Source organism: Formosa haliotis (assembly GCF_001685485.1).
Taxonomy (GTDB): Bacteria; Bacteroidota; Bacteroidia; order Flavobacteriales; family Flavobacteriaceae; genus Formosa; species Formosa haliotis.
This window is the reverse complement of the sequence record NZ_BDEL01000001.1, coordinates 2681819-2701904: the sequence shown is the minus strand read 5'-3', so window position 1 is coordinate 2701904 and position 20086 is coordinate 2681819. Positions and strand designations below refer to the sequence as shown.

Below are 20086 nucleotides of genomic sequence, written 5' to 3'. Positions count from 1 at the left end.
GTTAAACCATGTAATTATTAGGAGTTTAGGTAGTTTATTAACCATCATTTTGTACCTTTACATCGGTTAAAAATCGAACTCAATTCTCATTATTATTTAATTAAAAATAGCTAAAGCATATTATGAAAATTTCAATCGGAAATGATCACGCAGGGACGCAATACAAATTTGCTGTTGTAAAACATTTAGAAGCAAAGGGATACATTGTTAATAACTATGGTACAGATTCTTCAGATAGTGTAGATTACCCAGATTTTGTACATCCCGTTGCAACAGATGTTACAAATAAGGTAGTAGATTTTGGTATTATTATCTGCGGAAGCGGTAATGGTGCTAATATGACAGCAAATAAACATCAAGCTGTGCGTTCTGCTTTATGTTGGACTAAAGAAATTACGGTTTTAGCAAGAGAACATAACGATGCTAACATATTAAGTATTCCTGCACGTTTTACGGCTGTAGAACAAGTTATAGAAATGGTTGATGCGTTTTTAAGCACAGCATTTCAAGGTGGTCGTCACCAAAATCGTATAAATAAAATTCCTGTTTCCTGCTAAATGTCAGCTACAGATGCCCATAACCATAACCACCATCAGTTAAAAGGTAGAAATTTAATTATTTCTATTTTGTTAAACATACTAATAACTTTAGCACAGGCTATTGGTGGTTTGGTTTCGGGAAGTTTATCTTTATTAAGCGATGCGTTACATAATTTTACCGATGTTATTTCATTAATAGTCAGTTATATTGCAAATCGTTTATCCCGACAAAAAGCATCTATAGATAAAACATTTGGGTATAAAAGAGCAGAAATTCTTGCTGCATTTGTAAATGCTTCTACCCTAATTATAATAGCCATTCTATTAATGATTGAAGCCTTTAAACGCTTTAGTCATCCGCAGGTTATAGAATCTAGCCTTGTTATTTGGTTGTCTATTTTAGGTATTTTAGCTAACGGATTTAGTGTGCTTTTATTAAAAAAAGATTCTAACTCTAACTTGAATATGCGCAGTGCATACCTCCATTTATTTACAGATATGATGGCCAGTGTAGCCGTATTAATAGGCGGTTTGCTTATGAAATATTTTCAGGTATTTTGGGTAGACAGTGTGCTTACTTTTTTAATTGGATTGTACTTAATTTGGGTAGGTTACGATTTATTAAAAACCTCTACAAAAATGATAATGCTGTTTACACCTTCTCATATTAATGTAAGAGATGTAGTAAGAGCGGTTCATAATATTCCTAAAGTAAATAAATTACACCATGTACACATTTGGAATTTAAATGATGATGAATTGCATTTAGAAGCACATTTAGATTTTAAAGAGAATATTACCTTAACCCAGTTTAATGATATTTTGTTTCAGATTGAAACGGTTTTACATGATAAATTCAATATAAATCATGTTAATATTCAACCTGAATTTAATAAAGAAGATCCTAAAGAAACTATAGTTCAAGATTAAAAATGATAAGCATTACCATAAAATATTTTAGCGAACTTAATATTCACGAACTATACGCCTTATTACAATTGAGAAGTGAAGTTTTTGTTGTAGAACAAGACTGTATTTATCAAGATATTGATGGCAAAGATAATAAAGCACTTCATGTGTTAGGATTTAAAAACAATCAATTAGTGGCTTACACCCGCATTTTTAGGGCAGGTGATTATTTTGAGAAAGCCAGTATTGGTCGCGTAATTGTTAAGGAAACCGAACGTACACATAAATACGGCTACGATATTATGAATGCTTCTATACAAGCTGTAAGCGACCAGTTTAACGAAGATGTTATTAAAATTTCGGCACAAAAGCATTTAGAACCCTTTTATAATAACTTAGGGTTTATAAAAAATTCTGAACCTTATTTAGAAGACGGCATTCCGCATATTGCCATGCTTAGAACACAATAAGTTTTACTACTTTATTTTAGTTTAAAAAACCGCTATAGGTTGTAGAATTACTTAAAATTTCTGTAGCGCGTTTTATTTCTGGATTATGTGTTTTATAAAAATCGTATAAGCCTTCTCTGTAGGCGTAACGTTTTACAATTTCGTCTGTTAATAAACTCGATAATTCAGCTTTATTTTCGTCTATACCCTTTATTTTTGAGGTGTTTAGGTTGTTAATAAGTGTGTTATAATCTTTTTCTATATTATCATCTAAACCTTCTTTTTTAGCAAATTCTAAGGCTTTAGTTAAGGCTTTTTCGGTTTCGGTTTCAAATTTAAAATCTTTACTTTTTAAGTATTTTTTGAAATCCTGAAAATCGGTATCTGTGAGTTTAAATTTATCTACGTCTTTTATATTTTGGTGTTTGTAGTAATACGTTGTAGCATAATCGAAAATAAAATCGTTTTTTAGAATAGCATCTGTAATGGCTGAATTTTTTGTGATTTCTAGCGTTTCATCTGGTAAAACACCACCCCCATCAAATACAGGTCTACCATTTTTGGTTTTAAATTCGTGATAATCTTTTTTGGTGAGTCTTACGGCTTCTCCTTTTTCATCGCGATGCCAATAATCTAGGGCTTGAATACAGCGACCAGACGGTGTGTAATATCTAGAAATCGTTAATTTTAATTGCGTACCGTAGGTAAGTTGTTTTGGTCTTTGTACTAAACCTTTTCCAAAACTTCTAGAACCAATAACTACGGCTCGATCTAAATCTTGTAAGGTTCCTGCAACAATTTCACTAGCCGAAGCACTTCTACCATTTATTAAAACTACAACCGGAATTTCTACATCTAAAGCATCTTTTTGGGTGTAATAGGTTTTATTGTATTTTTCTACTTTCGATTTTGTAGTTACTACCAATTGCCCTTTCGGAACAAAAATATTAACCGTATTAACCGCTTCGCTTAATAATCCACCTGGATTATCTCTTAAATCTAAAATTATATTTTTTGCACCTTGTGCCTTTAAATCTTTAACAGCATACGCGGTTTGCGAAGAGGCTTTACTATTAAATTGAGTTAACACAATATACCCGGTTTCATCATTAATCATAGAAAAATATGGAACGGCATTGATCTCTACTTCTGCCCTATTTATAGTGGCTGTTTGGGTTTTGCCTTGACGCATATAAGTAACCTCTACTTGCGTTCCTGGCGAGCCTTTAAGTAAATCGCCTTTTTCATCTTTAAACGTACTTAAATCTACCGTACCTATTTTTATAATTTCGTCTCCGGCTTTTAAACCTGCTTTATCGGCAGGATAATCTTTATAAGGTTCTACAATAACCAACTTATCTTTAAGCGTCTTTACACGTGCTCCAATACCTATATAATCGCCAGTATTATTAATTCTAGCGGCTTCTACATCTTGTTCGTTCATAAAGGTGGTATACGGATCCAAATCTTTTAACATGCTTTTTATGGCCGTATCCATTAAATCTGCCGGATTTGTTTCGTCGACATAATTCATGTTTAGTTCTTTATAAAGCGTCGTAAAAATTTCTATTTGCTTGGCAATTTCGAAAAAATCATTTTGAAAGGCTGTGGTAGAAACAAACACAACAGCAGCCAAAGCAGGAATAAGAATTTTCTTTTTTAGTAATGTCTTCATATATAAATGGACTTTTTAACCTCTATTTAAAATAGAAAAAATCTATAAATTTTCAATTTTAGTAAATTTTTCGAATAAGCTTTTTACTTTCTTGTCTACAAATTCATAGTTTGGTATGTCTTTACCAAAATACAAAATCATAAACGCATATTGCGATGATATGTTGTTAAAATACGTGTTTTTATTTAGTCGGTAAGCTTCTCGTAATAGGCGTTTTATACGGATTCTGTCTACAGCCAACTTAAAATTTCGTTTACTTACAGACACACCTGTTTGTAGCGAAACATCTGTGTTTAATTCGGTTTTTAAGTACACCAAACGCAAGGGGTATGCAGATACTGATTTTCCTTCTGTAAAGAGTTTTTCAATAAGTATTTTACTCTTTAATTTTTCAGTTTTACCGTAAGTTTGCTTCATAAATTAAATGTCTGCACTGTTTAATATTGTAACACCTAATTGTTTTAAATCTAAAAGCGCAGTGTTATACACTACTTCAGAAATATAACGTGTTGCATCTGTAATATAATAGGTTTTAAATCCTAAATTTTGTGCATCTTTTGCGGTGAAATATACACAATAGTCGGCAGCTAAACCACACACATAAACATCGGTTACCTGCATACTTTTTAAATAGGCTTCTAGGCCCGTGTGTTGGGTTTTATTATTATCGAAAAAAGCACTGTAACTATCTACTTTTTTATGCATCCCTTTTCTAAAAATAGCAGCAACATTATCGGTGTTTAAAGCTGAAGAAAACGCTGCACCATCTGTGCCTTGAACACAGTGATTTGGCCATAATACTTGATCTTGACCGTTTAATTTAATCACTTCGAAAACTTCTTTATTTTTATGATTACTAGCAAAACTAGAATGATTTTCGGGATGCCAATCTTGCGATGCTACAACAAGATCGAATTTAGATTGTATACTATTTACCAACGTAATAATTTCGTCTCCCTGCTCTACTGCTAGAGAGCCTCCCGGTAAAAAATCGTTTTGGATATCGACAAGAATTAATGCTCTCATTACGACTTTAATTTATCTTTTTTTAATTGATCTCTTAACTGTTCTAACTCAGGACTTAATCCTACCTTATACACATGCGGATTTGCAAAACGCTTATGTTCGGCAGGTAATTTTGAAAGATTTTCTGCTGCAATTTTAACCAACTCGGCAGTAGATTTTTTTGTATGTACACGTTTGCCATCAATCATAACATCATGTAAAAGCGGACGCACAGACTTAAAGTCTAAAGGCATACGTTTATGGGTTTCAAACGGATTGGCCATTGATATTGGAGCCTCTAAATGATCTAAAGTAATAGCATCTGCAACATACTGCCCATCTTCATTCATATAACGATACACTTGCTTTTTACCCGGAAAATTCATCTTTTTTAAATTTTCTGAGATTTTAATTCGCGGAGTATCGTTAAAACTACACAGTTTATAAACACCGTCTAAGGCAGCATTTTCTTTACCTACAACCAAATTTGTTCCTACACCATAAATATCTATTTGGGCCTGTTGCTCTTTTAAACTTCTAATAACATGTTCGTCTAACTGATTGGAAGCTGCAATTTTTACATATTGTAATCCGGCATGATCTAATTGTTTTCTTGCCGCTTTAGATAGGTACGCTAAATCGCCACTATCTAAACGAATACCAAGCAATTTTTCGCCTCGAGATTCCATTTCTTTTGCCACTGTAATGGCATTTGGGACACCACTTTTTAAGGTATCGTAAGTATCTACTAATAATACACAATTTACAGGGCGTGTTTCGGCAAAATCTCTAAATGCTGTAAGCTCGTCGTCGTAACTTTGTATAAAAGCATGTGCCATAGTTCCAGACACCGGAATATCGTATAATTTTCCAGCCAATACATTCGATGTATAATTAAACCCGCCTATGTATGCAGAACGCGATGCTTGAAGACCAGCAAATCCTTGTGCCCGACGTAAACCAAATTCTGCTAAACTTTTTTCTTGTCCAGAAATAAACCGAATTCGACTTGCTTTTGTGGCTATTAAGGATTGAAAGTTAAGACAATTTAATATAAAAGTTTCAATGATTTGGCATTCTATAATAGATCCTGTAACGGTTAAAATTGGACTAAAAGGAAAAATAATTTCGCCCTCTTCCATACTCTGAATATGGCCGGTAAACTTAAAGTTTTTTAAATAGTTTAAATAATTTGAATCAAAATTTTGAGCTTCTAAATACGCAATATCTTCATCGGAAAAGGCAATATTTTCTAACCAATCTAAAGCTTCTTCTAAACCGCAAAACAACACGTAACCGCCTTCAAAAGGTGTTTTTCTAAAAAAGTAATCGAAGGTGGCTGTTACTTCGTGTTTCCCTTTTAAATAATAGGATTGCCCCATGGCAAGTTGATATAAATCGGTATATAAAGCAGAATTTAAATTCATATTGAACTGGTTTTATTTGTAGCTGTTTTTTGTAAGGTGATATAGTTATTATTTCGAATCATTATCTAGAATCACATAAATATGCTTATTTATTGAGTTCTCGATTCAATTTAGAGAAACATTTATGACTGATAACAAAAAACAGTTTATCTATTAATTTATATAAAAATAACGCATGTTTTTTACAAATGTATAAACATGCGTTATTAATTATAAAAAGGCTGAATTTAATTTTGATTAAAACTGTTATTGTTTTTATCGATATCGGCCATTAATTCTTTAGGATCGATGATAATTTCTTTAATCTCACTCTTAGATTTATTAATCGTAAATGTATAGGTAGGATACGCCCAAGCCCAATCTTTTAATAGTGTTCTTGGCGCTGTTTCAGGCTTTTCGCCACGCATCATTTGTAACGGAATATAGAATTGCTCTTTGCTACCATTAGCATAAGTTACTTCAATATCTAAAGGCATTGGCATTAATCCTATACGTTCTAAAGTTACTTTTGTAGTGTTCGCATCTGCAGTAACAGATTTTATGCCGTAATCTATGGTGTTTGTTGTTTGCGTCCAATCGGTTAAATACCAATCTAATTCCAGCCCAGATACTTTTTCTGCCGAGCGAATGATATCTATAGGTCTTGGATGTTTAAATGAAAAATCTACAAAGTATTTTTTAAGGGTTTTCTTTAAATTTTCCTGTCCAATAATATAGCCTAATTGTGCTAAAAACACTTCTCCTTTATTGTAAGCTGCAACGCTATATGAGAAGTTATGAGCATAGCGATCTGAATGGGTAGTTTGTGGTTGCTCTTTACCAGATTTTACGAGATAATAGTACCCGTTATAGGCATTTTCGGATGGATTTTCTCTCTTTTCGTTCATAATAACATTCATGGCTTGGTCGCTAATATAACTTGTAAACCCTTCGTCCATCCACTCATGTTTAGATTCGTTTGAAGCTAATAAAAACTGAAACCAAGTATGTGCCATCTCGTGAGCTGTTACGCCTACTAAACTACCAAACTTACGTTCGCCAGTAATTAAAGTACACATGGCATATTCCATACCACCATCGCCACCTTGAATTATTGAATATTGTTTATATGGATACTGCCCTATTTCTGAGCTAAAATATTGCATTAATTCCACTGCTTTAGGTTGAAACTTTTTCCAGTTTTCTATAATATTTGGATTGTTTTTATAGAAAAAATGAAGTAACGGACCATTAGGAACTTGCATAGTATCGTGAAGATAATCTGGATCTGCAGCCCAGGTAAAATCGTGTACCTCTGGTGCTACAAAATGCCAAGAAAGTTTGTCGCCTTTAGGTTCTTTAACCGTTCCTGTTTCGTAACCATGACCAATATCGTTAGGATTTTGTAGGTAACCTGTTCCTCCAACAGTGTAGCTTTTATCAATATTAATAGTGACATCAAAATTCCCCCAAACACCATGAAATTCTCTTCCTATGTAAGGGTCTGCATGCCAACCTTCGAAATCGTATTCTGCTAATTTTGGGTACCATTGTGTCATAGATAAGGCAACACCTTCTTTATTATTTCTACCAGAGCGACGAATTTGAAGCGGAATTTGTGCGTCGTAATCCATATCGAAAGTTACTTTTTCTCCTGGTTGAATAGGGTTTTGTAATTTTACTTCTAAAATAGTTCCTACCGTTTCGTAAGGAATTGTTTTTCCGTTTTGTTTAAGCGAATTCACTTTTATATAACCAATTTCGTCTGGTTTTAAGGTTGAAATTCTACTTTTTCCGTTAGCCATCATTCTGCCATCCGGATCATCAATACTTTGTAAACGTGCATCCATTTCGCTTCCTGGTTGAAAAGCATTTAAAAATAGATGGTAGTAAACACTGGTTAATACATCGGGAGAATTGTTAGTATATACCAATTTTTGAACCCCTTTATATTGATAAGATTCCACATCCATATCTATAGTCATGGTGTAATCTACATGTTGTTGCCAATAGGTAGGGTCTGTGCTAGCATGCGATTTTGAATGCCCTTTAGTCGTAACTGTTCCTGAAGATTTACAAGATGTAAAGACTAATAATAGTGCGAATATTGCGTAAAAGATATGTTTCATAGGGTATTGGTGTATTTAAATAAAAAACCTCATCAAATTGTGGTTGATGAGGTTTTTTAAAAATGAATAAATTTATTTTACTTGTGATGCCAAAATTAAAGCATTATAAGCATTCACTATTTTACCTGATTTTGATAATTCACTAAAATCCTTTTCGTTTGATGGATCGCCACCAACAATAACTTTAGTTTTAAGCGGTAAACCAGAGTCTAAAATAACTTGTTTTACTTGTGCAGCGCTTAATTTTGGATAATAAGAACGAATTAAGGCAGCAACACCAGCTACAGCAGGAGATGCCATAGAAGTACCACCATAAGATTTGTATTCGTTTTCTGGAGTTGTTGAATAAATTTTAGATCCAGGAGCAAATACATCAACATTTATTTTTCCGTAATTAGAATAATCGGCAACCATTGTTGGTCCATATTCTGGTGCTAAGGCACCTACAGATATGAAATTATCAACTAGTTCTTCTCCATTATCTATATTATCGGTTGGATAATGATGGTCATCTTTATCTAAATCTAATCCTTCATTTCCTGCAGCCATTACAATTAAAACATCGTGTTTGCTTGCATAGGCAATAGCATCTCTTACCCAGTCGCTGTGTGGCGAATAGTATTTTCCAAAACTACCGTTAATAATTTTCGCACCATTATCTACAGCATAACGAATTCCTAAGGCAACATCTTTATCATATTCATCGCCATTCGATACAACTCTTAAACTCATGATTTGAACGTTGTTCGCTACTCCGTTTACACCTATACCATTGTTACGTTCTGCTGCTATAATTCCAGCTACGTGGGTACCGTGACTCTCATCTTTTACAACAGGTAAAACGTTTCCGTTACCGTAACCTACGTCTGTTAAATCGTCTGGGTTATCTCCTGTTTTTCTTCCTTTAAAGTCTTTATTAAGGTTGTAGTTTAAGCGTTCAATGATACTTTCTGCACTTCCTTTTAAATCTGCCTTAGCGGCATCAACATCATCAAAACCAAGGCTTAAAATATATTTACCAACGGTAACTGCAGTAGTTAACTCTTCGTCTGTACCAGGCTTAATAGTTTCTAAATCAGCTAAGGTATAATTTGTTTTGTTTAACTTTTTAGAGATTAGATTATCAGCATAAGTTAATTGTTGAAGAATTCTATCGTATTGTGTTTTTAGATTGGTATACTTGGTATATTCTTCATTGTATTCTTTTTCTGCTCTAGCATAATCCGGATTAGAAGTATCTCCGCTTGCTAATAAACGAACATATTCTAATTGTTCTTGGTAAGTGTCACCTAAAAAATTCCAACCGTGAATATCGTCTACATATCCATTTTTATCGTCATCTATTCCGTTATTAGGAATTTCCTTTTCGTTAGTCCAAATAACACCATTTAAATCTTCATGTTCTATATCTATACCAGAATCTATTACAGCTACTATAACTGTTTTTCCTGGTTTATTCATAATAATTTCATTGTATGCTTTTTCTACACTCATTCCAGGAATGGTATCAGAAACTAGGTCTAAGTGTCCCCAAGTGTGTTGTTGTGTTTCTGTTAATTCAGAAACTTTCAACGGTGAACTATCTATGTTTTCGATAGGTGTAGAAAGTACTTTAGCTCCTCCACCGCAGCTAGTTAGTACTGTTGCCAACAGGGCAGAGCATAAAATAGGTTTAATAAAATTCATGTGTTATTTTGTGTTAATTAAAAATGTCTTTGCAGGTGTAAATATCTTTTAAGCGTACACTCTTTTCGGTATGTTGAACGGTAATTATTTCGTTGTGAGCATCGTGCTCCAAAAATAAATAATAATTATTGTCGGCTGCTTGATTTAAAAACTTTTCTTTTTCGGTAAGTGTTATTAATGGACGGGTATCGTAACCAACCACATAAGGCAAAGGAATGTGCCCAACGGTGGGTAATAAATCGGCCATAAAAACTATGGTTTTATCTTTATATTGAATTTGCGGAATCATTTGTTTGTCGGTATGCCCGTCTACAAATAAAATATCGAAATCTAAAGCGCTATTTTCTAATAAATTCCCTTTAGGAAGATCTGTAAATTTTAACTGACCACTTTCCTCCATTGGGAGTATATTTTCCTTTAAAAAGGAAGGTTTTTCCCTTCTGTTAGGTTGAGTAGCCCATTGCCAATGGTCTTTATTGCTCCAAAAATGGGCATTTTTAAAAGCTGGTTCATAACCTGTTCTATCTTTATTCCACTGAATACTTCCGCCACAATGATCGAAATGTAAATGCGTTAAAAAGATATCGGTAATATCGTCGCGATGAAAGCCATATTTTTTAAGTGAGGCGTCTATAGAATGGTTTCCCCAAAGCGAATAGTACCCAAAAAATTTATCAGACTGTTTATCTCCCATCCCTGTATCTATTAAAATAAGCCTATTACCGTCTTCAATTAAAAGGGATCGCGCCGCAATATCTATTAAATTGTTAGCATCTGCTGGGTTTGTTTTTTGCCAAATGGTTTTAGGAACAACGCCAAACATAGCACCACCATCTAACTTAAAATTCCCAGTTTCGATAGGATATAAATTCATGATTATAAATTTTTTCTGAACAAAGTTAAAAATAGTAATAGAGTTTTCTGGAAATCTTATTTTTTATTGGGTCTTTTTTAACATAAAAACGTGGTGTACGGCTTCATATAATGCAAAACTTTTATATATTCACCTTTGAAATAAATAATGCATGTTAGAACTCGCCGGGATAATTATATTAGGAATATTAGCACAATGGGTGGCTTGGAAATTTAAAATACCTGCCATATTACCTTTAATCCTTATCGGATTATTAGTTGGTCCTATAGCCGCCGAATTCTTTTCGGAAGATGGTTCTAAATGGATAGAACCCATTTGGAATGGGAGAGAGGGCTTATTTCCAGGAGAAAGTCTGTTTTATTTTGTCTCGCTAGCCATTAGTATTATTTTATTTGAAGGAGGGTTAACCTTAAAATTAAGCGAAATTAAAAATGTCGCACCTTCTATAACCAAACTTATTACTTTAGGTTCTGCGGTTACCTTTTTTGGAGCAGCTATTGCAGCACATTACACGTTTTACCTAAGTTGGGAAATTTCGTTTTTATTTTCTGCCTTAATTATTGTTACAGGGCCAACTGTAATTACACCAATTTTAAGAAATATTCCGTTGCCTAAAGATGTTTCGGCTGTATTAAAATGGGAAGGTATTTTAATAGATCCTATTGGGGCTTTAATAGCCGTATTAGTTTTCGAATTTATTAGTGTAGATGCTGGTGGCGAATTTACTAAACGTGCCTTTATAGAATTTGGTAAAATTGTTTTATTCGGATTTACTTTCGGGTTTACCTTTGCCCATGCGTTAAACACGATAATTAACAAAAAATGGATACCACATTATTTATTAAATGTCTTTGCTTTGGCATCTGTATTAGCTGTGTTTGTATTATCCGATCAGTTTGCTCACGAATCTGGACTTTTAGCAGTTGTGGTTATGGGGATGGTGCTAGGAAACTCTAAATCGCCATATTTAAAAGAACTGCTTTACTTTAAAGAATCTTTAAGTGTGTTGTTAATTTCGATACTGTTTATTTTACTTGCTGCTAATATTAACATGAGCGATTTATTGCTTATTTACAATTGGAATACAGCCGTTTTATTTGCCATAGTTGTATTTGTTATTCGTCCGTTAGCGGTGTTTTTAAGTACCTATAATTCGTCTTTAAAACTTAACGAAAAATTATTTATAAGTTGGGTAGGACCTCGTGGTATTGTAGCTGCAGGTATTGCGTCTTTATTCGGATTAAAGTTAGCGAAAAGTGGTGTTGCAGATGCCGAATATATTACTCCTTTAGTATTTATGATTGTTCTTGGCACCGTACTTTTAAATGCTACTACGGCGCGTTATATAGCGAAATTACTAGGTGTATTTTTAAAGAAATCGGAAGGTATTTTAATTGTAGGAGCATCCAAGCTATCGCGCTTAATTGGACATTATTTAGAACAAAATGGTCGCCACGTGGTTTTAATTGATAGTAACCAAGTTAATATTAAAAAGAGTGAAGAATTGGGTCTAGAAGCGATTAATACAAACATCTATTCTGATACATTGATGGATAATATAGAATTAAACGATGTTGGGTATCTTATGGCTTTAACAGGCAGTTCAGACATTAATAAATACGCCATTAACAAGTTTGGAAAACAATTTGGAGAAAATGGATCGTTTAGATTATTAACTGCCGATGAGATGAGTAATGTAGACACGATTCCTAGAGAAGGCCTGTTTTCGCAAACCGATGATTTTAACTCGTTAAGTGATGTAACACGTAATTATCCAGCAATTCACGAAATTGAAATAAAAAATAAAGCACATTTTACAAATCTTATTAATATTAGTGCTAACGACCCAGATATTATTCCAATTTTTATAAAGAATGATAAAGGCGTTTTAGAAATTATCTCCTCCTTAAATAAAGAAAAACATATTATTGAAGCTGGTTACAAATTGGTGTATTTAGGAAAACCAATTGATGTCGAGAAAATGTAATTTTTTACTTTTAAAAAGAATATAAACGCTCGTAAAGATTATTCACGAGCGTTTTTTATGTGTTTATTTTGAATTATATGTATTTACATAATATGAATCTCCGTAAACGTTTTATCGACTATCAATTCGTTATTACTTACTGTTAAGTGTAAGGCTTCAAAATCGATTTCAACGTTGTCAACTTCAATTTTAGTAATCTCGAAAGGCAATCCTATTAATTTCAATTTAAAGCCCGTATAAGGGGTTACAAACTTGCCTGAGGTATGTTGTTGTATAATTAATTCGTTGGCCTTACCAGTAAGCTTAAATTTACTTAAACTGTAACGCCCTTTGGTGTAATCGTAACCATCGTGCGCATCGTCAAACAATAACGATTGTTCTTGTCCTAATTTGTAACGCACTTCTAAGGTAATTTCATCGAATTTTTTTTCTCCCACATATTGCTGTACAGGATATTTAGGGATTAAGGTACCTGCTTTAATAAATATTGGCATGGTATGTAAATCGGCATCTATCCAAATTTCTCTTCCACCTTCAATCAATTCTTCTGTCCAATAGTTATACCAATCTCCTCTTGGAACGTACATACGTCGGCCTCTAGAATTGGGTTCTAAAATAGGACACACTAAAATGTTGTTTCCGTAAATAAATTCGTCTGTTCTGTAATGGGTTTGTATATCGTCTTGATCGAAAAGAAAAAGTGATTTTAATATGGGAGTACCTTCATCTAAATATTGCCAAAACGCGGTATATAAATAGGGCAGAAGCTCGTATCTTAAATTTATAAAGGATCTTACAATGTCGGTAACTTCGTCTCCAAACATCCAAGGTTCTTGCTCGCCATGATCGCCAGAAGAATGAGTTCTACAAAAGGGATGGAATACGCCAAGCTGAATCCAACGGGCAAATAATTCGCCATTGGGTTGTTCTGCAAAGCCTCCTATATCACTGCCTACAAACGAAAATCCGGAAAGCGCCATACGTTGTGCTTGTACATTGGCAATCCATAAATGTTCCCAAGTGGCCACATTATCTCCTGTCCATGTAGAAGTATATCGTTGTGTGCCCGAATAGGCGGCACGTGTAATTACAAATGGACGTTTTGGATACGCAAATTTTTTGAGTCCTTGATAGGTGGCTCTAGCCATTTGCATGCCGTAAATATTATGCGCTTTTCTGTGGCTACAACGGTTACCGTCGTAATCGTGGCGTACATCGTCTGGGAAGGTTTTATTAGGCACTTCCATAACGGCAGGCTCGTTCATATCGTTCCAAACGCCTTTTACACCTATGTCTTCAACCAATTCTTTAAATAAATCAGACCACCATTCTCTAACTTCTTTATTGGTAAAGTCGGGGAAATAACATTCTCCAGGCCAAACTTTTCCTTTCATGTAAGGACCATCGGCACGTTTACAGAAATAATCATTTTCTATACCTTCATTAAAAACATGGTAATTGGTGTCTATTTTAATTCCCGGATCTATAATAACGATAGTTTTAAACCCATCGTCGGCTAGTTCTTTCACCATTCTTTTAGGATCGGGGAAGTATTCTTTGTTCCACGTAAAACAGCGAAAGCCTTCCATATAATCGATATCTAAATAAATGGCATCGCAAGGAATATTTAATTCTCTAAATTTAGAAGTGACTTCTTTAACTTTTGATTCTGGATAGTAACTCCATTTACACTGATGGTAGCCTAAAGACCAAAGCGCGGGAAGCTGATGTGGTTTTCCGGTTAAATCGGTGTAATTGGCAACGACATCGGTCATTTTTGGGCCGTAAATAAAATAGTAATTCATTTCTCCCCCTTGAGCCCAAAAACTAGTTACATTTTTTCGTTCATGTGCGAAATCGAAATACGACCTAAAGGTATTATCGAAGAAAATACCATAAGATTTCCCGTGATGAAGTCCGGTATAAAACGGAATCGCTTTATATATAGGATCGGTATTTTTGCCGTAGGCGTAAGAATCGGTTACCCAATTTTCAAAACGTTTCCCTTTTAAATTTAAATGTTCAGATTTATCTCCAAGGCCATAATAACTTTCGCCGTCGTTAGAGGTTTTACTCATTTTAACGATGTTACCACCATATTCATAACTTTCTTCCCAGTGATAACCTAATTCATCTTGACTTATTAAGGTCTCGTCTGCTGCATCATATATGGAAACTTTTAGGTTAGATTTACAAATTTTACAAATCAGTTTTGATGTTGTAATAATGAATTTATCTCTCGTTTCTTGAATGTCTAAATGATTGTATCCGGTACTCGCAAACTTTGTTATGGCATACGAAAAGTCATTTTCGAAATTAGAATCTGAAGCATATCTAAATCGTAAAACACTATCTCGCACTACGGTTAGCTGTAACCCTACGCCATTAGCTGTTTTAAAATGTAGGGTGTCTATTTTTTTCTCGAAAGAAACAATATTGTCTGGGTATTGATTACCCTTTTTTTCTAATTCGGTATTTGTAATCATATCCTATAAAATTAGAAAAGCATATAAACTTCTTAATGTTTCCTGTTGATAGGCTTTTCTTTAAATTAAAAATTGGGAGAACTTTTTAAGTTTTAAAACGGTTGAATAGTTATGAATTAATTAGTTATTTGTATTTAAAAATAGAGATAGCTAGTGGAGAAACCTTAACGGTTGCTGTATAAGGTTTATTATTATACGCTTTCTTTTTAGTTTTTATGGCTTTAGAGTTTAACACACCACTACCACCAAATTCTGTACTATCGCTGTTAAAAACTTCAATTAAACTTCCAGCTCTTGGAACACCAATATCGTATTTTTTATGACTTAAGGGGGTAAAATTACATACAACAATAAGATCGTTTTCTACATCGTGTCCTTTTCTAATATACGATATTACAGCATTTTGATGATCGTCGTAATTTATCCATTCAAACCCGTCTTGGCTAAACCCTTTTTCGTATAAAGCAGGCGTATTTTGGTATAAGGTATTTAAAGTTTTTAAGTAATTTTTGGTGTTAATATGAGGTTGAAACTCTAACAAATTCCAATCTAAACTGGTTAGAAAATTCCATTCGTTATATTGTCCAAATTCGGTACCCATAAACAGTAATTTAGTACCAGGATGTGTGTACATATAGCCCAGAAGCAATCTTAAATTTGCAAAACGTTGCCATTCATCTCCAGGCATTCTTCCTAGAATTGAGTTTTTACCGTACACTACTTCGTCATGAGATAGCGGAAGCATAAAATGCTCGGAAAACGCATAGGCCAAACTAAAGGTTATACCGTTTTGGTGATAACTTCTGTAAATAGGATCCTTCTTAAAATAATCTAAGGTATCGTGCATCCAACCCATCATCCATTTCATTCCAAAACCTAATCCGCCGTGTTCTACAGTATTAGTTACTCCAGTAAAGGCAGTAGATTCTTCGGCTATGGTTTGCACACCGTCGAACATTGTGTAAATGGCTTCGTTACATTCTTTTAAAAATGAAATTGCTGCTAAATTTTCATTCCCACCATATATATTTGGTTCCCACTCACCATCTTCTCTAGAATAATCTAAATAAATAATAGAGGCGACTGCATCGACACGCAGGGCATCTATATGATAATATTTTAGCCAGTAAACCGCATTACTAATTAAAAAGGAACGAACTTCTGGACGTTCATAATTAAATATTAAACTCTTCCAATCTTGGTGATAACCTTTTCTAGGGTCTGGATGTTCGTATAAATTAGAGCCATCAAAATTTCCTAATCCATGAGCATCTGAAGGGAAATGGGAGGGAACCCAATCTAAAATAACGCCTATGTCTGCGGCATGAAATGCATCGATAAGCCCCATAAAGTCTTGAGGTGTACCAAATCGAGACGTTGGTGCAAAGTAACCTGTAATTTGATATCCCCACGACGGATCGTAAGGATATTCCATAATAGGCATAAATTCTACATGTGTAAAATTTAAGTCTTTTACATAGTCTACTAAGGTTTTAGAAAGCTCTTTATAGGTTAAAAAGCGATCTTCTTCTACATTTCGCATCCATGAACCTAAATGGACTTCGTAAACGGCATACGGACGGTCTAATCCGTTTTTATCTTTACGGTAGGACATCCAGTTCTTGTCTTTCCACTCATAATTTGAGTCGTCCCAAACAATAGAAGCTGTTTTTGGAGGATGCTCGCAAGACACCCCATAAGGATCGGCTTTCTCCGTTTTAATATTGTTATTATTACTTGTTATTGCATATTTGTATAAAGAGCCTTTACCAATATTAGGAATAAATCCTTCCCAAATACCACTTGAATCCCAACGTACGTACAACTGATGTTCGTCGGCATTCCAATAGTTAAAATCTCCAATTACAGAAACCGATTTAGCACTAGGAGCCCAAACGGCAAAGTAGGTACCTTCTTCGCCTTCGAAGGTTACTATATGCGAGCCAAATTTTTCGAATAAATTATAGTGTTTACCGGATTTAAATAAATTAATATCAAAATCTGTAAATAAGCTAAAAGGTTTAACTTTTGTCATAGTTATATGTTGTAAATCGCTCTAAATTTATCTCATGCGACACTAAATTTTTAATATGTTGAATTAAAGTACAAATCCGCTAGGAATAACAGCACCTTTTTTAACAACTACAATACCATCTTTAATAACGTAAAGATCGGTTTCTGTATCTTCTAAATGTGTACCACCATTAATGGTTACATCGTCTCCGATTTTACAGTTTTTATCGATTATCGCATTATTGATATGGCAGCGTTCACCAATACCAACTAGAATTTGTATGTGATTTTTGTCTATTTCTTCTAAGGTTTCATAATAATCAGACCCCATAATGTAACTGTTTGTAATTACAGTATCTTTTCCTATACGTGCACGAATACCAATCACCGAATGTTCGATTTTCGAAGCATGAATAATACAACCTTCTGCAATTACAGCCTTGTCTAATTGTGTACCAGCAATTTTAGATGTTGGTAGCATTCTGGCACGGGTATAAATACGTTTTTCGGTATCGTATAAATTGAATTGAGGAATATCGTCTGTCAAGCCTAAGTTGGCTTCAAAGAATGAATCTATATTTCCTATATCTGTCCAGTAACCTTCGTAAGGATAACTTAGTACTTTGTGTTTACCAATAGATTGTGGTATAATTTCTTTTCCAAAATCGTTGGTAGTCGGGTCGTTCATTAAATCGATTAACAGTTGTTTGTTAAATACGTAAATACCCATAGAAGCTAAATAATGACGGCCTTCTTGTTTCATGTCATCACTAACTTCAGATTCCCAACCTTTAATTAACTCAGAATTTGGTTTTTCTATAAATGAGGTAATCATACTGTTTTCATCGGTTTTTAAAATCCCGAACGATGTACCATCTTTAGCATTTACAGGCAGGGTCATGATGGTAATATCAGCTTCACTTTTAATGTGCTTTTCAATTAAATCATTATAATCCATTTGGTATAATTGATCTCCCGATAGAATTAAAGCATATTCAAAATCGTTTCTTAAAAAGTGATGCATACTTTGTCTAACGGCATCTGCAGTTCCTTGAAACCAATTGCTGTTAGAAATAGTTTGTTCTGCAGCTAATACGTTTACAAAGGCAGAACTAAAAAAACTAAAGTGATAGGTATCTTTAATATGTCGGTTTAGCGATGCCGAATTAAATTGTGTTAACACATACATGCGTTTAATGTCTGAGTTAATACAATTAGAAATTGGGATATCAACTAATCTGTATTTTCCTGCAATTGGGACAGCTGGTTTTGATCTGTCTTCGGTTAAAGGATAAAGTCTTGAGCCTTGGCCACCACCTAAAATTATGGATAGTACTTTGTTGTTAATCATAGAAAAGGATTTAATGAATTATAGACGTTTAAATAGGATTGTGCTGAAGCATGCCAAGAGTGATCTATAGACATGATTTCAGTTCTAGTTTGTTTGAATTTTTCTGAATTATAAAATTCAGAAGCACGCGTTATGGCGTGGCTAACTTCTGCAACGCTTACTTCGTTATGGCAAATTCCAAATCCGCCATAATCTATATCTTCTACAGTATCTTTTAAGCCACCAACACTATTTACTATAGGAACTGTACCATATTTTAAAGCGTACATTTGGTTTAAGCCACAAGGTTCTACTCGCGATGGCATTAAAAGGAAATCTGCGCCTGCATAAATGATGTGCGACAGTTTTTCGTCGTAACCAATGAAGGCGTTATAATTGTTAGTATTAAATTTATGTTTAAGGATATTAAGTTCGTTTTCGGTGTGTTTTTCACCAGAACCTAATAGCAGTATCGAAATGTCATTGTTTATTAGGGCATCTGTAAAAATTGCAGGAAATAAATCGGCTCCTTTTTGTCCTACTAATCGTCCTATAAAAGCAAATAAGGGTTTATTAATATCTAAATTAAACTCCTTACATAAAAAGGCTTTATTTGCCTGTTTACCAAATTCTACAGTTTCTTGATTGTAATTATCTATAATTAACGGATCGGTTTCTGGATTCCAAACTTCGGTATCTATACCATTTAAAATACCAATACATTTAGCATGTTCGTCGCTTAATAGAGATTCTAAACCATTGGCATCTTGCTTTAATTCGTCCATATAACTAGGAGAAACCGTGGTTACAATCCAAGAACATTTAATAGCTGCTGCTAAAGGGTTTATAACATGATTCCAATCTAATAAACCAACATGTTTAAATTTAAAATCAGGTATAAGTCCCACTAAATCGTGCGAAAACCAACCTTGATATTGCGCATTATGTATAGTAAATGCTACAGGAATTCTACGTAATCGGTTGTATTTAAACGATTCCTGAACCATAAACGGAATTAATCCTGTATGATGATCGTGGCAATGGATTATATCGGGCACAGTATCGTCTTGTGCAATCCAATCTAAAGCCGCAATTTGGAAGGCTAAAAATCGCTCTGTATCATCAGAGGTATAAACAAAATCGGTGTATAATAATTCGGGTACGTCTACAAAAAATACTTCGAATCCTAAGGTGTTATCCTTTAGTGTTAAAATTCTGAAGTCATAATCTGTTTCATCTAACTGAATCGTATCGTTGTAAATGGGTTTAAAATTATGCGATTTTGTAAATTTATTATTATAAAAAGGCATAACAACCTGGGCTGTAACACCTAGTTCATTTTGATATTTAGGTAGCGCGCCTAATACATCGGCAAGTCCTCCAACTTTCGCAATTGGATAACATTCGGCACTTATGTGTGTGATAGTCATGATGAATAAATAGCATTTCAGTATAAACTTAAAAATATTATTTGAAACCACTATTAATATTATATAACTATTATGAAAAAAATCGTTATTTGGAATAATTATTCCCTAAATGTTAGCTTAATTTTAAGCGAATTTGATAAGTTTTATAATTTACATTGTATTTATTGT

The 20086-nt window shown here is 33.9% G+C and carries 15 protein-coding genes; 4 read left to right on the top strand and 11 right to left on the bottom strand.

Features of this window, described 5'->3' with window-relative positions; all coding sequences use genetic code 11:
* The first annotated feature begins 122 nt into the window (after window positions 1-122).
* Genes A9D35_RS11150 through A9D35_RS11140 form a run of 3 tightly spaced genes read left to right on the top strand, consistent with a single transcriptional unit; the run spans window position 123 to window position 1918 of the window.
* On the top strand, window positions 123-557 hold the full coding sequence (locus A9D35_RS11150; RefSeq protein ID WP_066223025.1) for an RpiB/LacA/LacB family sugar-phosphate isomerase: 435 nt from the start codon (window positions 123-125) through the stop codon (window positions 555-557).
* Window positions 558-1469: a cation diffusion facilitator family transporter gene (locus A9D35_RS11145; RefSeq protein ID WP_066223021.1), complete on the top strand. Its 912-nt coding sequence runs from the start codon at window positions 558-560 to the stop codon at window positions 1467-1469. It abuts the gene before it with no gap.
* A 2-nt stretch (window positions 1470-1471) separates the two neighbouring features.
* Complete coding sequence (locus A9D35_RS11140; RefSeq protein ID WP_066223018.1) at window positions 1472-1918, top strand: GNAT family N-acetyltransferase; 447 nt, start codon at window positions 1472-1474, stop codon at window positions 1916-1918.
* Between the two features lie 16 nt (window positions 1919-1934).
* Here A9D35_RS11140 and A9D35_RS11135 read toward each other — a convergent pair whose 3' ends face one another.
* From A9D35_RS11135 to A9D35_RS11105, 7 genes are all read right to left on the bottom strand, one after another.
* On the bottom strand, window positions 1935-3572 hold the full coding sequence (locus A9D35_RS11135; protein WP_066223015.1) for a S41 family peptidase: 1638 nt from the start codon (window positions 3570-3572) through the stop codon (window positions 1935-1937).
* A 42-nt stretch (window positions 3573-3614) separates the two neighbouring features.
* The gene (rnpA, locus tag A9D35_RS11130) at window positions 3615-3989 is read right to left on the bottom strand and encodes a ribonuclease P protein component (RefSeq protein ID WP_066223011.1); all 375 of its coding nucleotides are present in this window, start codon (window positions 3987-3989) and stop codon (window positions 3615-3617) included.
* Between the two features lie 3 nt (window positions 3990-3992).
* Window positions 3993-4598 (bottom strand): bifunctional nicotinamidase/pyrazinamidase, encoded by a 606-nt coding sequence (pncA, locus tag A9D35_RS11125; protein ID WP_066223009.1) that lies wholly within the window; start codon window positions 4596-4598, stop codon window positions 3993-3995.
* Window positions 4598-6004: a nicotinate phosphoribosyltransferase gene (locus A9D35_RS11120; RefSeq protein WP_066223006.1), complete on the bottom strand. Its 1407-nt coding sequence runs from the start codon at window positions 6002-6004 to the stop codon at window positions 4598-4600. The genes pncA and A9D35_RS11120 overlap by 1 nt, the downstream gene beginning before the upstream one ends.
* 227 nt (window positions 6005-6231) lie before the next feature.
* Entirely contained in the window at window positions 6232-8112 is a 1881-nt protein-coding gene (locus tag A9D35_RS11115; protein WP_066223003.1) for a M1 family metallopeptidase, read from the bottom strand.
* A 72-nt stretch (window positions 8113-8184) separates the two neighbouring features.
* Entirely contained in the window at window positions 8185-9798 is a 1614-nt protein-coding gene (locus A9D35_RS11110; RefSeq protein WP_066223000.1) for a S8 family peptidase, read from the bottom strand.
* 13 nt (window positions 9799-9811) lie between these two features.
* The gene (locus A9D35_RS11105) at window positions 9812-10672 is read right to left on the bottom strand and encodes an MBL fold metallo-hydrolase (protein ID WP_066222998.1); all 861 of its coding nucleotides are present in this window, start codon (window positions 10670-10672) and stop codon (window positions 9812-9814) included.
* 151 nt (window positions 10673-10823) lie between these two features.
* On the opposite strand from A9D35_RS11105, the gene A9D35_RS11100 reads away from it, so the two are divergent.
* Window positions 10824-12659 (top strand): cation:proton antiporter, encoded by a 1836-nt coding sequence (locus A9D35_RS11100; RefSeq protein ID WP_066222996.1) that lies wholly within the window; start codon window positions 10824-10826, stop codon window positions 12657-12659.
* An 83-nt stretch (window positions 12660-12742) separates the two neighbouring features.
* On the opposite strand, the gene A9D35_RS11095 is transcribed toward A9D35_RS11100, so the two are convergent.
* From A9D35_RS11095 to A9D35_RS11080, 4 genes are all read right to left on the bottom strand, one after another.
* Entirely contained in the window at window positions 12743-15145 is a 2403-nt protein-coding gene (locus tag A9D35_RS11095; RefSeq protein WP_066222994.1) for a glycoside hydrolase family 31 protein, read from the bottom strand.
* Between the two features lie 124 nt (window positions 15146-15269).
* Window positions 15270-17180, bottom strand: a complete 1911-nt coding sequence (gene glgB / locus A9D35_RS11090; protein ID WP_066222991.1) for a 1,4-alpha-glucan branching protein GlgB — start codon at window positions 17178-17180, stop codon at window positions 15270-15272.
* 63 nt (window positions 17181-17243) lie between these two features.
* Window positions 17244-18509 (bottom strand): glucose-1-phosphate adenylyltransferase, encoded by a 1266-nt coding sequence (locus tag A9D35_RS11085; protein ID WP_066222988.1) that lies wholly within the window; start codon window positions 18507-18509, stop codon window positions 17244-17246.
* Entirely contained in the window at window positions 18506-19918 is a 1413-nt protein-coding gene (locus A9D35_RS11080; RefSeq protein WP_066222985.1) for a glycogen synthase, read from the bottom strand. The genes A9D35_RS11085 and A9D35_RS11080 overlap by 4 nt, the downstream gene beginning before the upstream one ends.
* Between the last annotated feature and the right edge of the window lie 168 nt (window positions 19919-20086).